Raw genomic sequence first — 15,969 nt, forward strand, 5'->3', positions numbered from 1 at the left:
GTCCTGGATGAAGATGACACTGGCACCCCGCACCAAGCCGCAGCGCGGCAACTAGCACAGGTTCGGGAACGAGCCCTCTTAGGCGCCGCTCCCACCACCGTGTAGCCGCCTTCAGACCGTCGAGAGAGTACTGATGTCCCATATTCTGATCGTCGAAGACGAAACCATTATCCGCTCCGCCCTGCGCCGACTGCTCGAGCGCAACCAGTACGAGGTGAGTGAAGCCGGCTCGGTGCAGGAGGCACAAGAGCGCTTCAGCATTCCCTCCTTTGATCTCATCGTCAGCGATCTGCGTCTGCCAGGCACGCCCGGCACCGAACTGATCAAGCTGGCCGAAGGCACCCCCGTGCTCATCATGACCAGCTACGCCAGCCTACGCTCGGCAGTGGACTCGATGAAAATGGGGGCAGTGGACTACATCGCCAAGCCCTTTGACCACGACGAGATGCTGCAAACCGTGGCGCGTATTCTTCATGATCGGCAGCAGGCCACCTCGGCGCCGACTGAGGCGTCGCGCAGCGCCACGCCCGTTGCTGGCGCAAAGGCAGACGACTCGATCAATGGTGAGATTGGCATTATCGGACGCTGCGGCCCGATGCAGGATTTGTTCGGCAAGATCCGCAAGGTCGCCCCGACCGACTCCAATGTACTGATCCAAGGCGAATCGGGTACGGGTAAAGAGCTTGTTGCCCGCGCCCTGCATAACCTCTCCCGTCGCGCCAAGGCGCCGATGATTTCAGTCAACTGCGCCGCCATTCCGGAAACCCTGATCGAATCCGAACTCTTCGGTCACGAGAAAGGGGCCTTTACTGGCGCCAGCGCCGGCCGCGCCGGCTTGGTCGAGGCCGCAGATGGCGGCACACTGTTCCTAGACGAAATCGGTGAGCTGCCTCTGGAAGCACAGGCGCGGCTGTTACGCGTACTGCAGGAAGGCGAGATCCGGCGGGTAGGCTCTACCCAGTCGCAAAAAGTCGATGTGCGCCTGGTCGCCGCGACCCACCGTGACCTGAAAACGTTGGCCAAGAATGGGCAATTTCGTGAGGACCTCTACTACCGGCTGCATGTCATCGCCCTGAAACTGCCCCCCCTACGCGAGCGCGGCGCCGACGTGCTGGAAATCGCCAAAGCCTTCCTGGCGCGCCAGAGTGCGCGCATGGCAACCGAGGGGTTGCACTTCTCCCGAGAGGCCGAGCAGGCCGTACGGCAATACACCTGGCCGGGGAACGTGCGCGAACTGGAGAATGCCATCGAGCGGGCGGCGATTCTCAGTGAGAGCGAGGAAATCAGTGCTGAGCTGCTGGGTATCGACATCGAGCTCGACCCCCTCGACGAGGATTTTGATGAACCCGGCGCCCTGCTAGGTTCCGCTGTTTCCACAAGCAACGAGCCGACCGAGGATCTGTCGCTGGAAGACTACTTTCAGCATTTCGTACTTGAGCACCAGGACCACATGACTGAGACCGAACTGGCACGCAAGCTGGGCATCAGCCGCAAGTGCCTTTGGGAGCGTCGTCAGCGGCTGGGCATCCCGCGGCGCAAATCGACCGCAGCTGGGTAGTGCGCTGTTACCGTCACTACCTAGACGTAACAAAATGCGGGTTCATCGGTAACGAACACCTGCCGACATTTGGACCATCCGCAGCAACAGAATCCTCAAACCGTTGATTTAAAAGCGTTTTCAAAAACTGGCACGGCGAATGCTTTATATCTGGCACAACAACAATAACAAGCAGACCCACAATAAGAACAAGACGTACCGGCTCTAGCAAAATAAAGACAATAAGGCAGAGGCGTAGCTAACTGATTCTTTTGGAGAGGAAATGCCAAATGGGGTTTTGCCCCGCGACCAGGCTGAGAACAACAAAAACTGCATAAGCAGCGCCTGAACTGGTTGGATCGAATGATCGATGGTAAATCAGCGACCAAAGAAATCCGTTTGCTCTTTGCTCCCAACGTAGGAGCGATTCCTGGATGCGATAGCTGAAGGGAACGGGTGACGCAAACAAAAACAACACGCCCGAAATACTAATAACAACAAAGCACGCGACATCATTTAAAGGGGGAGCTTCGGCTCCCCCTAGTGCTTTCCGGCCTCGGCCGGGTTTTGACACCTCTCTGCGCTTCGTTCACCATCCCTGCTCCCGGTGCTAGAATCCACGCCTGTTTCGTGGCTATTCACGTCGCCACCTTGTCATTTCGCCACACAGTGCCTCTCATGCTGAAAAAGCTGTTCCAGTCTTTTCGTCTTCCCCTGCGCCGACTCCCGCATCCTCGTCGCACCCCCGAAATACTGTCCAGCCGGCAGCATTCGCTGCACCGCAACGATCTCAGCCGGCACGCCGTCAGTGTCGTCGAGCGGCTCCAGCATGCCGGCTACGAGGCGTATGTCGTGGGTGGATGCGTCCGCGACCTGCTGCTCGATCTGGAGCCAAAGGACTACGACGTGGCTACCAGTGCCACGCCCGAGCAGGTGCGCGCCGAGTTTCGTAATGCACGCGTTATCGGTCGTCGCTTCAAGCTGGTTCACGTGCACTTCGGCCGCGAGATCATCGAGGTCGCAACCTTCCGCGCCAATCATCCCGAAGAAGACGATGATGAACCCAACCACCTGGCTTCGCGCAACGAGAGCGGGCGGATTCTGCGTGACAACATCTATGGCACCCTAGAAGACGATGCGCAGCGACGCGATTTCACCATTAACGCTCTGTATTACGATCCTTCCAGCGAGCGGATCCTCGACCACACCCACGGGGTTCACGACATTCGCAACAGGCTGATCCGCCTGATTGGCGACCCAGAGCAGCGGTACCAGGAAGATCCGGTACGCATGCTGAGAGCGGTCCGCTTCGCCGCCAAGCTCGACTTCGAGATCGAAAAGCATAGCGCGGAGCCTATTGCCGACCTGGCCGACCTGTTGAACGACGTGCCGTCTGCGCGCCTGTTCGACGAGATCATCAAGCTATTCCTTAGCGGCAAAGCCGAACGCACCTTCGATTTGCTGCTTGAGTACGACCTGTTCGCACCGCTATTCCCGGCCAGCGCCGATGCGCTGGAAGACAACCCTGAGTATGCCGGGACGCTGATCCGCAACGCCCTGACCAATACCGACCTGCGCATCGCCCAAGGCAAGCCCGTCACCCCGGCATTCCTGTTTGCGGCCCTGCTCTGGCCTGCCTTGCCGGCGCGCGTTGCCGAGGTCCAGGCGCGCGGCCTACCGCCAATACCGGCGATGCAGGAAGCCGCACATGACCTCATATGGGAACAGTGCCAGCGCACGGCCATTCCCAAGCGTTTCACCATGCCCATGCGCGAGATCTGGGACATGCAGGAACGCTTGCCACGCCGACAAGGACGTCGTGCAGACCAGCTACTGGAGAATCCACGCTTCCGCGCCGGCTACGACTTCCTGCTGTTGCGAGAGAGCGCCGGCGAGGAAACCGATGGTCTTGGCGAATGGTGGACCGACTACCAGGAAGCCAGCGACAGTGATCGCCGTAACATGATCCGCGGCCTCAGCAGCAAAGACGAGGGTAACGGTGCGCCGCGCAAACGTCGGCGAAGTAACCGCCGCAAGCGGGGCCCGAACGAAAGCGCACCGGCATCAGCGGACTGATATGGAACGTGTGTACATCGGCCTCGGCAGCAATCTGGCCGAGCCGCGCCGGCAGCTGCGCGGTGCCCTGGACGCTTTGACAAGCATTCCCGACTCGCAGTTGGCAGTCGTCTCCTCGCTTTATCTCAGCGACCCGCTCGGTCCTGCTGACCAGCCCCGATACAACAATGCCGTGGCGGCACTGGATACTTCGCTGTCACCGCTTGCTCTGCTTGGCGCGCTGCAAGCGATCGAGCTCGCTCAAGGTCGTGAGCGCAAAGCCGAGCGCTGGGGGCCTCGCACACTGGATCTCGATATTCTGCTGTTCGGTAATCGGCTGATCAGCGAGCCCCGCCTGACGGTTCCGCATTACCACATGCATGCGCGGGCCTTTGTGCTCTACCCGCTGGCCGAGATTGCCCCCGCCGAACTCAAGCTCGCCGATGGCCGCACGCTTAATGAGTTGCTCGCTGCCTGCCCATTTGAAGGCCTCGAGCGGCTCGGCGACCCGCTGTAACCACTGGGTAACAGATGTAACCTGCGGGTAACACTCGCGATTGACTTAGCTCCCCGCCATCAGGACTATAAGCGCCCTCTGCCGGCATGCATCGAAACGGGGCAACCCTGACGCTCCGCCTGCAACCGTGATCCCCGAGAGGCTTTAGGAGGACGGCTTTCATGCCAGACGTAACCCTGACCACCCTGCAAGGCCTCAAGCAAAAAGGCGAGAAGATCGTCATGCTGACCTGCTATGACGCAACCTTCGCCAAGACAGCCTGCGAGGCTGGTGTCGAGATGCTGCTGATCGGCGACTCCCTGGGCATGGTCTTGCAAGGTCACGACAGCACGCTGCCGGTATCGGTTGACGAGATGGCGTACCACACGGCCTGTGTCAAACGCGGCAACCGCGGCGCCATGATCGTCGCTGATCTGCCGTTCATGGCCAACGCGACCGTCGAGCAGACGCTGAACAACTCATCGACCTTGATGAAGGCCGGCGCCCACATGGTCAAGGTCGAGGGCGCGGCCTGGCTGGCCGAGTCCATTCGCCTGCTGGCCGAGCGCGGGATCCCGGTTTGCGCACACATGGGCCTCACCCCTCAGGCGGTCAACATCTTCGGGGGGTACAAGGTGCAGGGGCGCGAAGAAGCGCAGGCACAACAGATGATTGCCGACGCCAAGGCGCTTGAGGATGCTGGCGCGGTCATGCTGCTGCTCGAATGTGTCCCGAGCGAGCTGGCTGCGCGGATCACACAGGCGGTTACGGTTCCGGTAATCGGTATCGGTGCGGGCAGCGACACGGACGGCCAGGTACTGGTTCTGCACGACATGCTTGGCCTGTCGCTGACCGGCCGAGCGCCAAAGTTCGTCAAGAACTTCATGCGTGAGCATGGCGATATACCGACGGCCATTGCCGCTTACGTCCAGGCGGTCAAGTCCGTTGAGTTTCCTGCAGCCGAACATGGGTTCTCCGCATGAACGTGGTGAAAACCATTGCTGATCTGCGCGCCGCGGTGGCCCGCGCCCGGGGCGAAGGCAAGCGCATCGGCTTCGTGCCGACCATGGGCAACCTGCATGCCGGCCATATCGCACTGGTCAAGAAGGCCGGCCAGCGTGCCGACTTCGTGGTTGCCAGCATCTTCGTCAATCCGCTGCAGTTCGGCCCCAACGAAGACCTCGCCAGCTACCCACGTACGCTCGCGGCCGATCAGGACAAGCTGTTCGAGGCCGGCTGCCACTTGCTGTTCGCGCCCAGCGTCGAGGAAATGTACCCGCACGGCCAGGCGCTGCAGACCATCGTTCGGGTACCGGGCGTGTCCGAGGGACTCTGTGGCGGCAGCCGCCCAGGGCACTTCGACGGCGTTTCGACCGTGGTGAGCAAGCTGTTTAACATGGTGCTGCCGGACCTTGCGGTCTTCGGCCAGAAGGATTTCCAGCAACTGGCGGTTATCCGCACCATGGTCCGCGACCTGAACATGCCCGTGCAGATCATTGGCGAACCCATCGTGCGGGCTGACGACGGCCTCGCACTGTCTTCGCGCAACGGTTACCTCAGCGCCGACGAGCGCGCAACCGCGCCCGTACTTCACCGTACGCTGCAACAGCTGGCGGACGCCCTGCGCAACGGAGAACGTGACTACCCCGCGCTGCTCGAATCCGGCCATCAGGCACTGCAGGCTGCCGGCTTGCGGCCCGACTACTTGGAGATCCGCAACGCCGCGGACCTGCAACCGGTCAAGCCAGACAGCCACGAAGTTGTGATCCTCGCCGCAGCGTTCCTGGGTAAGACTCGGTTGCTGGATAACCTGTTGGTCGACATCACTCCGCCAGTGGACTGATAACGGCCGATCATCGGCATAACCCAGCTCGGCCCTCGGTCTTGAACCGGCCTGAGGGTTCGGGCACACTCTGCGCCGCTTGCGCCTCCGGAGGACCCCGCCATGCACGCCATCATGCTCAAGGCTAAACTGCACCGCGCCCAGGTGACCCATTCGGTGCTGGATTACGAAGGCTCCTGCGCCATCGACGGTGACTGGCTGGACCTCGCCGGCATCCGCGAATACGAGCAGATCCAGATCTACAACGTCGACAACGGCGAGCGCTTCACGACCTATGCCATCCGTGGCGAAGAAGGCTCGAAGATCATTTCCGTCAACGGCGCCGCCGCACACAAGGCTGGCGTTGGTCATCGGGTGATTATCTGTGCCTACGCCCACTACAGCGAAGCCGAACTGGCCAGCTTCAAACCACACGTTCTCTATATGGGCGCTGATGGGGATCTCAGTCACACCAGCAACGCGATTCCAGTTCAGGTCGCCTGATTTACCATCGGTTGTTCGAAAGCCCGCATCGCCAAGCGTGACGCGGGCTTTTTTGTGTGCAAAGGGTTTCCCCTGGCGGCGGAAATCTGCAATGGTCGCCCTGTTCTGGCCGCTATCCGTACCCTGTGCGCAACGCTTCGGAACGCCGCGCGTTTTTGCCAGTCAGACCAGTCTCGACGGTGCAGGATGCGCCGCCGCCGTTGCGGTCCAGCCGCAGCGGAACGCGCCTGTCACATTCAGGACGAATGCCAGCGTGCCAGCATGATCGAATGACTGTCCGAACGAATCGCAGAGCCGCAGACAGTCCGCCAAAGCAAAGGAAGCCGCACAACCATGAGTTACTACCAGCACCCTCTCGATGCCACCGGCCTGCCATCCTGGAAGGCTTTGAAAGAACACCGCCTGACCATGCAAAACTTCAGCATGCGCGAGGCATTCAAGGCCGATCCGACGCGCTTCGATGACCTGTCGGTATCCTGTTGCGGCCTGTTTCTCGATTATTCGAAGAACCTGATCACCCCCGAGACTCGCGCTCTGCTGGTGAACCTGGCCCGCGAGGCTGGCGTCGAGCAAGCGGCTCGCGCCATGTTCGAAGGCGAGCGAATCAACGGCTCAGAGAATCGTCCGGTGCTGCACACCGCGTTGCGACGACCCATGGGCGAATCGGTGATGGTCGACGGGCAGAACATCATGCGTGACGTGCATGCCGCCCTGGCGCAGATGACTGACATCGTCACCCGTATTCATAACAACCTTTGGCGCGGCTTCAGCGACAAGACCATCACCGACGTGGTCAACATCGGCATCGGCGGATCCTTCCTCGGTCCACAGCTGGTCTCCGAAGCGCTCCTGCCCTTTACTCAGCACGGCGTGCGCACTCATTACCTGGCGAATATCGACGGTAGCGAGTTCCGCGAGGTGACCGCCAAACTGAACGTCGAGACGACGCTGTTCATCATTTCCAGCAAGACCTTCGGCACCCTCGAAACGCTGAAGAACGCCCAAGCTGCACGCACTTGGTACCTAGGCAAAGGCGGCACCGAAGAAAAGCTCTACCGGCATTTCATCGCTGTCACAAGCAACAAGAAAGCCGCCGTTGAGTTCGGTATCCGCGAGAAGAATATCTTCCCGATGTGGGACTGGGTTGGCGGCCGCTACTCGCTATGGTCGGCCATCGGTCTGCCGATCGCACTGGCCATCGGCATGTCCAACTTCAAGGACTTGCTCTCCGGCGCGTACAGCATGGACCAGCACTTCCTCAACGAGCCGTTCGAAAGCAACATGCCGATTCTGCTGGCGATGTTGGGCATCTGGTATCACAACTTCTGGGACGCGCAGAGCTACGCCTTCCTGCCCTATGACCACTATCTGCGCAACTTCGTCAAACACCTGCAGCAGATGGACATGGAATCCAACGGCAAGAGCGTGCGTCAGGACGGCACCCCAGTGTCCTGCACCACCGGACCGGTGATTTGGGGCGGCGTCGGCGCCAATGGCCAGCACGCTTACCACCAGCTGCTGCACCAGGGCACGCCGCTGATTCCGGCAGATTTCATCGTGCCAGTGGTCAGTCACAATCCGGTTGCCGATCACCATGAGTGGCTCTACGCCAACTGCCTGTCACAGAGCCAGGCGCTGATGCGCGGCAAGACGCGCGAAGAGGCCGAAGCCGAGCTGCGAGCAAAAGGCATGAGCGAAGCCGAAGTCGAACGCCTGGCGCCGCACAAGGTCATTCCGGGTAACCGGCCAAGCAATACTGTGGTCATGGAAACCATCAGCCCTGGCCGCCTCGGTGCGCTGATCGCGCTCTATGAGCACAAGGTGTTTGTCCAGGGCGTGATCTGGGGAATCAACTCCTTCGACCAGTGGGGCGTGGAGCTCGGCAAGGACCTGGGCAAAGCCGTCTACGGCCAGATGACCAGCTTCGATGCGCAACCCGCCGAAGACGCCTCGACCCAGGGGTTGATCGACTTCTTCCGCGGCCGCCATCGCGGCTGATCGATGTGCAACACCGGACAGCGCTTGACCGCTGTCCGGTGCTCCTTCCTCCGCTGCTTCACAGATACGCCTTCGGCACCACGCTGATCGACTGGGCCTGGGTAACGCCTGGACATCGAGTAAGATTCGACTTCCAGCCCAGCCAGATGTCGCCCTTTTGGAAATGATCCGCCGTCATATCGAATCGCAGGTGCTCAGCCTCACCGGGCTGGCCATCGGCGGTGTCGACTACGAAAACCCACCAGGCGACCCCGGTCTGTTCGGCCCGGATTCGGTCTGCTGGCGCGTGCACGGCGACTTTACCTCGATGCTAATCGGCGGCATTTCTGCACTGCTGCTCCAAGCCCTGCATCCGCTTGCGCTCGCCGGCGTCTGGGATCACTCGAATTTCCGCGACGATCTGCTCGGCCGACTGCGTCGCACCGGCCAGTTCATCTCGGCGACCACCTTTGGTAGCCAGGCCGATGCGCAGCGGTTGATTGAACGGGTCCGAGCCATTCACCTGAAGGTTACCGGCCACGCACCCGACGGCCGCCCGTACGCCGCGTACGACCCGGACCTGCTGACCTGGGTGCATGTCGCCGAAGTCAGCAGCTTTCTCAAGGCGCACCTGCGTTACCTCAACCCGGCGTTGCCAGGTCAGGAACAGGACCGCTACTACACCGAGGTGGCGCGGATTGCCGAAGCGCTCGGCGCTCGCAATGTGCCGCGCTCGCGACAGGAAGTGGAAGATTACTTCGAGGCGGTCCGCCCAGAGCTGCGCTGCGATGAGCGTTCACGGGAAGTCGTGCGCATCCTGTTCGAGGCGCCCGCCCCGAGTCGCCTCGCCAAACCCTTCGGCGCGCTGATGATGCGCGCCGGCGTCGACCTGCTGCCTCACTGGGCTAGCGGCATGCTTGATCTGCAACAGACCGAACGCGAGAGACAGCTGATCCGCATCGCTGTCCGGCGAACCGCACCGGTTTTGCGCTGGGCCGTGCGCAGCGGTTCGGTACACCGAGCGCGACGCCGTATGGGCCTGCCCATACGCTAGCGTGACCGGCAGGTTCCGCACCTGGAGCCGCCTTCAGGCCTGTGCCAACATGAGCGCCCCGCGGGAGCCCGCACCTTCTTGAGGTTCAAGATCATGCAAGACGTCGTCATCGTCGCCGCCACTCGCACTGCTGTCGGCAGCTTTCAGGGCGCGCTGGCCAACATCCCTGCCGTCGACCTGGGCGCCGCGGTGATTCGTCAACTTCTCAAGCAGACCGGAATCGATGCCGCCGAGGTCGATGAAGTCATCTTCGGCCAGGTTCTGACTGCTGGTGCGGGGCAGAACCCGGCGAGACAGGCGGCCATGAACGCAGGGCTGCCCCATGCAGTACCGGCGATGACCCTGAACAAAGTCTGCGGCTCCGGCCTTAAAGCGCTGCACCTGGCGGCACAGGCGATCCGCTGTGGCGACGCCGAAGTGGTGATTGCCGGCGGCATGGAAAACATGAGCCTGGCGCCGTACGTCATGCCCGCCGCACGCACGGGCTTGCGCATGGGCCACGGCAAGCTGGTCGACAGCATGATTCAGGACGGCCTTTGGGACGCGTTCAACGACTACCACATGGGCATCACAGCCGAAAATCTGGTGGAAAAGTACGGCGTCACGCGCGAAGCGCAGGATGCATTCGCTGCCTCCTCACAGCAAAAGGCAATTGCCGCCATCGAAGCTGGGCGTCTGCGCGACGAGATTACCCCGGTCGAGATTCCGCAGCGCAAGGGCGAGCCGCTGGTTTTCGATACAGACGAGCAGCCACGGGCGGGCACCACGGCAGAGAGCCTGGCCAAACTCAAACCAGCGTTCAGGAAGGACGGCAGCGTAACGGCCGGTAACGCCTCCAGCCTCAACGACGGGGCCGCAGCCGTGTTGCTGATGAGCGCCGAGAAGGCCAAGGCGCTTGGCCTGGCAGTGCTGGCTCGCATCGCCAGCTATGCCAACGCTGGCGTCGATCCAGCGATCATGGGCATCGGCCCGGTATCGGCCACGCGCCGCTGCCTGGAAAAGGCCGGCTGGACGCTCGATGAGCTGGACCTGATCGAAGCCAACGAAGCCTTTGCGGCACAAGCGCTATCGGTCGGCCAAGAGCTGGGCTGGGATCAGCAGAAGGTCAACGTCAACGGCGGCGCTATCGCCATCGGCCACCCGATTGGTGCGTCGGGCTGCCGCATCCTGGTGACCCTATTGCATGAGATGATCCGCCGCGACGTCCATAAAGGACTGGCGACGCTCTGCATCGGCGGCGGTCAGGGCGTCGCGCTGGCAATCGAACGCTGACCGACAGGCAGCCTGCCGGCCCATTGCCGGCAATTTCCGATAAACTGCGCGGCCCTCTTTTCCGAGTCGCCGCGCATGCGCTCTCTCGAACAGGCGCTGCGCGCCGCCTACCACAATCGCGAAGCACTGCTCTCCGAACTGCACCATCAGGCCACCGACTGCTATCGGTTGTTCCACGGCAGTCAGGAGGGCTCACCAGGGCTCACCGTCGACCGTTACGGCCCGCTGCTCCTGGTACAAAGCTTCCATCAGCCGCTTGAACGTGACGCCCTGCTGACCCTGCATGAGCAGATATGCACCGATCTCGACCTGCCCTTGGCACTCGTCTACAACGATCGCTCCCAAGGCAACTCGCGTATCGACCGCAACGATCCGGTATATCGCGCAGCACCTTCAGCACTGGAGGACGTGATCGGTCACGAGTGGGGCCTGAACTACCGCGTCCGTGCACGCCATAGCGGCCAGGACCCGCTGCTGTTCCTGGACTTGCGCAATGTGCGCGGCTGGGTCAAGGCCAACAGTGCCGGCAAGTCTGTGCTTAACCTCTTCGCCTACACCTGCGGGGTCGGTCTTTGCGCTGCCGCTGGCGGCGCTCGTGAGGTTTGCAATCTGGACTTCGCCGAAAGCAACCTCGCGGTCGGCCGCGAGAACGGCGCGCTGAATCCCGAGCTGGCCCCGATGCAGTTCATTCAATCGGATTACTTTCCCGCGATCCGTCAGCTCGCCGACATGCCGATCCCGCAGCGACGCAACCGTCCACTGCCAGACTACCCGCGTCTGTCACCGAAGCAGTTCGATCTGGTGTTGCTCGATCCTCCCGCCTGGTCGAAGAGCGCGTTCGGAACCGTCGACCTGCTGCGCGACTACCAGAGCCTGCTCAAACCTGCACTACTCGCGACCGCCGAGAACGGCGTCCTCATCTGCTGCAACAACCTGGCAAAGGTCGATCTCGACGACTGGCGAGATCAGGTCCTGCGCTGCGCAACCAAGGCTGGTCGGCCGGCTCAGGACTGCCAAGTACTGCCGCCGGCCGCCGACTTCCCTTCAACGGACGGCAAACCGCCGCTCAAGGTGCTGATGCTCCAGTTGTGAGGTAACGCGCCCGCGCGCGCAGGAGGAACCCGCGTGCCATGCCATACTCCAAGGCAGTTCATCGCCTGGAAAGTAGGTCCGCATGCCCAACGGAATGAAGCACGCGCTCATCGGCGTGATGACCGCCCTGATCCTTTATTGCCTGCTCGGTTTTCTGATCCTGCCCGGAGTGGCGGAGCGTGTCGTCAACCAACAGCTGGCAAAATACGCGACGGTACCGGCTCGTCTTGAGCGGATCGAGTTCAATCCGTTCACCTTGAACTTGAAACTCCACAACCTGCACATGGGCGAGCCCGATGCCGAGCAACTGGCGTTCGAGCGGTTATTCGTTGACCTCGATTGGGACAGCCTGTGGAGCCGCTCCCTGCACTTTTCGGATATCGAGCTCATCGGGCCGAACGCCGAAGTTCTGTTTGATATTGACGGCAAGCTGAACCTGGCCGAGCTGTTCGAGCTGCCCAGCAAAGAAGATACGCCCGCAGAGGATAAAGAGCCCCTTGCCCTGCGCATCGATCGCCTGCAACTGGCCGGCGGACGGGTGCATTTCGCTGATCAGCGAACGCAGGAGCCGATCGACTTCCTGCTCGACTCGCTGGACTTTGAGCTCCTCAACTTTGCGACCCGCTCGGACGACGCCGCGGATGCCGTCCTAGTTGCCAGAGGCCCGGACGGATCACGCATCAAATGGAAAGGTCAGCTCAACCTCTCCCCCGTCACGTCCACCGGCCAGCTTGAAATAAATGGGCTGGCACTTAATACCTTCTGGCCCTATGTCCGCGACATGGCACCGCTCGCCCTTAACGAAGGGCAGCTGAGCCTAAAGACCGAGTACCAGCTCGACCTCAGCAAGGGCACTTCACTTCAATTGAGCGACGCGAGCGCTACTCTGGCATCGCTGAGTATCGATAGCCTCCAAGGCCAGCCTCTACTCCGTTTGGAACAGGCAGAGATCGCCCAAGCTTCCTTGGACTTGCCGAAACGACAACTCACCCTTGGCCAGCTGCGCAGCCAGGCACTGGAGAGCTGGCTGATTCGTGAGCCTGACGGCCAACTCAATTGGCAGCGCTTGCTTGCCAGCAAGGCGGAACCGCAACCGCAGCCAGCCGACACAGAGGAGCGACCGGCGCAGGACGAGCCTCAGCCAACGCAGAAAGGTGATACATCTGATCAGCCTTGGCGGATAGTTCTACGTGACGCTGAACTGCGTAACTATCAGCTGCATCTGGCTGATAAGGTTCCTGAGCCGAACGTCGAACTGGAACTCGGGCCCCTCGATCTGGACGTGCGTAACTTCGACAGCCGCGGCACAGCTCCAATGGAGCTCAAGCTGACCACCGAGGTCGGTAAACAAGGTTCGCTACTTGCCGAAGGCCAGCTGACATTGACCCCAATGCAGGGGAGCTTCGACGTCACGCTGGCAGGCATCGACTTGCGCTTGGCGCAGCCCTATTTGTCGCCGTTCGTTCACTTGGAGTTACGCAGCGGACTGCTGGCGAGCCAGCTTGCGGTCGAGCTGACGGGCGTCGAGCCGCTAGCATTTCATATAGGCGGTTCCGCCGAGATTACCCAGCTTCATACGCTCGACACGATCCAGGACCGTGACTTGGTGAAATGGCAGTCGTTGCAAGTCAGCGGTCTGGACTATAGCTATCCGAACGCGCTGCAGATCGAAAAGATCGACCTGAACCAGCCCTATGCACGCTTCATTATCAACCCGGACCTGACGACCAACATCAATGACCTGCTGGTAGACAAGCCCTCAGCTTCGCCCAGCCAAGAGACTCCGCCCTCCGAAGCACCTGCCTCCCCAGACGAGCCAGACGTGCCCTTCGCGTTGCGGATTGGCGGTATTCAGATAGCTGAAGGCTCAGCCAACTTCGCCGACCTCAGTCTGCGCCCGCCCTTCATCACTGCCATCCAAGATCTCGGCGGTAGCATCGGCACCCTCGATAATCGTCAGCACAATGCTGCCAGCGTTGATATAGAGGGCAAAGTTGATCGTTACGCACCCGTGAGCATCGAGGGCAGCCTGACGCCTTTCGAGCCGCTCCAGAGCCTCGACATCACCACCCGCTTCAGGCAGGTCGAGCTGACCACGCTCTCACCCTATTCGGCCAAGTTCGCGGGCTATCGCATTCGCAAGGGACGGCTCAACCTGGATTTGCATTACCGTATTCAACAAGGGCAGCTGAACGCTGAAAACGAAGTGGTGCTGGAAGAGCTGCAGCTGGGCGAGAAAGTCGACAGCGAGCAGGCCGTAGATCTGCCGGTGCGCCTTGCGGTGGCGCTATTGAAAGACAGTAGCGGCACCATTGCGCTCAAGATTCCCGTACAGGGAGATCTCAAGAATCCGCAGTTCGACGTGGTGCCCATCATCTGGCAGACGTTACGCAATCTGGTAGTACGGGCAGCCAAGTCACCCTTCAAATTCCTTGGAGGACTCGTCGGTCGTGAACAGGCGGATCTTAGCCAGATTCTATTCCCGCCCGGTAGTAGCGAACTGGACAGCAGAGCGCGCAGTAAGCTCGACACGCTGGCCAGCGCACTGAAAGAGCGCCCCGTACTCCGCCTGGAGGTCGAAGGCATGAGTGCTCCGGCAGTTGATGGCGCACTGCTCGCCGAACAGTGGCTCGAGCGTGAATATCAGCAGACCTGGTATAAAGTTTTGCAGCGACGTGGTGATACCGTTCCCGCCGATCCATCCATGCTCGAAATCGGTGAAGAAGAAAAGGCCGCCATGTTGGAAGGAATCTATCGCAGCCGCCTGCAGCAACAACCACCCGCCGAGTGGCAAAGTCTCGACCCTGAAGCCCGCACGCGGCAGCTTCGGCAAGCGATTCTAAGCAGCCGTGAAACCAGCACGGCACTCCTGCGGCGCCTGAGCCGTGCACGGGCCGCCAGCATCAAGGACTATCTGGTAGACAACGCAGGGCTGGCTGCGGACAGGGTGTACCTGCTCGATACCGGCATCACCCAGACTGTCCAGGACGGTGGCGTCCCAACGGTGCTGCATCTGGAGGCGGAATGAGAACAATCGGGCGTCATTGGAAGGTGGTCGTCCTGTTCGCGGCCAGCTTGGCGAGTTCAATAGCCGGCGCAGACACCCTCCGCTGTGGAAGCAACCTGATCAACACAGGCGACCGCACCTTTGAGGTCGAGCGTAAATGTGGCCAACCTGTTCAGCGTGATCTGGTGGGCTACACACTGGGCCCAAACCAACGCCGGGAAATGATGCGCGAGGAATGGGTATACGGCCCCGACAATGGGGTATTCAACATCCTCACATTCGAGGGAAACCGACTGGTACGGATCGAAACCAGCCGAGCTAATTGATCAGGGAGTCACCATGCAAAAAAGTGCCGTACTGGCTGCGCTTACCATCACGTTCTGTACGCTACATGCCCAGGCCTCCTCGACCTTTCGTTGCGGAAGCAACCTGGTAAGCCTGCGAGCCTCGACAGCCGAAGTACAAGCCAAGTGCGGTGAGCCCACCAGCCGTGCACCGACCGGGTATAAGGAGCTGGTCGACGAATACGGTTTTCGTCAGGAGGTGCAAATTGAAGAGTGGACCTATGGCCCCACTAATGGCATGTACCATTTTCTGCGCTTCGAGGGTAACCGCCTCAGCAACATCGATAGCGAACGAGGCTGACCGGCAAAAAAAGAAACCCGCTGCAAGCAGCGGGTTCCAGTGTTACCTGACCCGTTAGTCGACCGCTTTCAGACCGTCTGCAGAAACGTCTTTGACGCCTTCGATCGTCTTGGCCTTGTCGATCGCCATCTCACGCTGTGCTTCGGTGGCCACAGTACCTGACAGCGAAACCACGCCGTTGTTGGTTTCGACTTCAATCTCCATGCCTGGAGTCGAGTCGCCAGCAAGCAGAGCAGATTTAACTTTGGTGGTGATCCAGGTGTCAGACATCGCCTCGCCCGCTTCGTCTGCGGTGTGCTCAGCGGCGTCCATAGTGTCGCTGGCAGCCAACATCATTGGTTGGGCCTCGTCAAATACAGGCGTGGTGTCGGCGAACGCAGCCCCTGCCAGGGGCAAGCTCAAGGCAGTCGCAATGGTGGCAGCAGTAATAGAGGTCTGGATCTTGTTCATGAGTGGCACTCCTGTTTCTCATAGTGACTGCGGTATGTCTCCGCAGATTCACCTAATA

14 protein-coding genes are annotated in these 15,969 nt (G+C 60.8%); 13 read left to right on the top strand and 1 reads right to left on the bottom strand.

What is annotated here, in order from left to right; translation table 11 throughout:
- Positions 1–133: 133 nt before the first annotated feature.
- The 13 genes from ACIGHL_RS17750 to ACIGHL_RS17810 all read left to right on the top strand — a co-directional run bounded on the left by ACIGHL_RS17750 (position 134) and on the right by ACIGHL_RS17810 (position 15,461).
- On the top strand, positions 134–1,558 hold the full coding sequence (locus ACIGHL_RS17750) for a sigma-54-dependent transcriptional regulator (RefSeq protein ID WP_128120996.1): 1,425 nt from the start codon (positions 134–136) through the stop codon (positions 1,556–1,558).
- Between the two features lie 657 nt (positions 1,559–2,215).
- Entirely contained in the window at positions 2,216–3,613 is a 1,398-nt protein-coding gene (locus ACIGHL_RS17755; protein ID WP_128120995.1) for a polynucleotide adenylyltransferase PcnB, read from the top strand.
- 1 nt (position 3,614) lies between these two features.
- Positions 3,615–4,109, top strand: coding sequence for a 2-amino-4-hydroxy-6-hydroxymethyldihydropteridine diphosphokinase (folK, locus tag ACIGHL_RS17760; RefSeq protein WP_128120994.1), 495 nt, complete (start codon positions 3,615–3,617; stop codon positions 4,107–4,109).
- Between the two features lie 161 nt (positions 4,110–4,270).
- Positions 4,271–5,071: a 3-methyl-2-oxobutanoate hydroxymethyltransferase gene (gene panB, locus ACIGHL_RS17765; protein ID WP_128120993.1), complete on the top strand. Its 801-nt coding sequence runs from the start codon at positions 4,271–4,273 to the stop codon at positions 5,069–5,071.
- Positions 5,068–5,931, top strand: a complete 864-nt coding sequence (gene panC, locus ACIGHL_RS17770) for a pantoate--beta-alanine ligase (protein WP_128120992.1) — start codon at positions 5,068–5,070, stop codon at positions 5,929–5,931. The genes panB and panC overlap by 4 nt, the downstream gene beginning before the upstream one ends.
- A gap of 102 nt (positions 5,932–6,033) precedes the next feature.
- Positions 6,034–6,414 carry an aspartate 1-decarboxylase gene (panD, locus tag ACIGHL_RS17775; protein WP_019342093.1) on the top strand — a complete coding sequence of 127 codons (381 nt, stop codon included), beginning with the start codon at positions 6,034–6,036 and terminating at the stop codon, positions 6,412–6,414.
- A gap of 333 nt (positions 6,415–6,747) precedes the next feature.
- Positions 6,748–8,412: a glucose-6-phosphate isomerase gene (gene pgi, locus ACIGHL_RS17780; protein WP_128120991.1), complete on the top strand. Its 1,665-nt coding sequence runs from the start codon at positions 6,748–6,750 to the stop codon at positions 8,410–8,412.
- A 157-nt stretch (positions 8,413–8,569) separates the two neighbouring features.
- On the top strand, positions 8,570–9,445 hold the full coding sequence (locus ACIGHL_RS17785; RefSeq protein ID WP_216706964.1) for an oxygenase MpaB family protein: 876 nt from the start codon (positions 8,570–8,572) through the stop codon (positions 9,443–9,445).
- Between the two features lie 93 nt (positions 9,446–9,538).
- On the top strand, positions 9,539–10,717 hold the full coding sequence (locus ACIGHL_RS17790; RefSeq protein ID WP_128120990.1) for an acetyl-CoA C-acetyltransferase: 1,179 nt from the start codon (positions 9,539–9,541) through the stop codon (positions 10,715–10,717).
- 75 nt (positions 10,718–10,792) lie between these two features.
- Positions 10,793–11,809: a class I SAM-dependent rRNA methyltransferase gene (locus tag ACIGHL_RS17795; protein WP_128120989.1), complete on the top strand. Its 1,017-nt coding sequence runs from the start codon at positions 10,793–10,795 to the stop codon at positions 11,807–11,809.
- Between the two features lie 82 nt (positions 11,810–11,891).
- Positions 11,892–14,837 carry a DUF748 domain-containing protein gene (locus ACIGHL_RS17800; protein WP_128120988.1) on the top strand — a complete coding sequence of 982 codons (2,946 nt, stop codon included), beginning with the start codon at positions 11,892–11,894 and terminating at the stop codon, positions 14,835–14,837.
- Positions 14,834–15,142, top strand: coding sequence for a DUF2845 domain-containing protein (locus tag ACIGHL_RS17805; protein WP_128120987.1), 309 nt, complete (start codon positions 14,834–14,836; stop codon positions 15,140–15,142). The genes ACIGHL_RS17800 and ACIGHL_RS17805 overlap by 4 nt, the downstream gene beginning before the upstream one ends.
- A 13-nt stretch (positions 15,143–15,155) precedes the next feature.
- Positions 15,156–15,461, top strand: a complete 306-nt coding sequence (locus ACIGHL_RS17810; protein WP_128120986.1) for a DUF2845 domain-containing protein — start codon at positions 15,156–15,158, stop codon at positions 15,459–15,461.
- 54 nt (positions 15,462–15,515) lie between these two features.
- On the opposite strand, the gene ACIGHL_RS17815 is transcribed toward ACIGHL_RS17810, so the two are convergent.
- Entirely contained in the window at positions 15,516–15,911 is a 396-nt protein-coding gene (locus ACIGHL_RS17815) for a BON domain-containing protein (RefSeq protein ID WP_128120985.1), read from the bottom strand.
- Between the last annotated feature and the right edge of the window lie 58 nt (positions 15,912–15,969).

The organism is Pseudomonas sp. NPDC077451, from assembly GCF_044543345.1.
Lineage (GTDB): Bacteria > Pseudomonadota > Gammaproteobacteria > Pseudomonadales > Pseudomonadaceae > Stutzerimonas.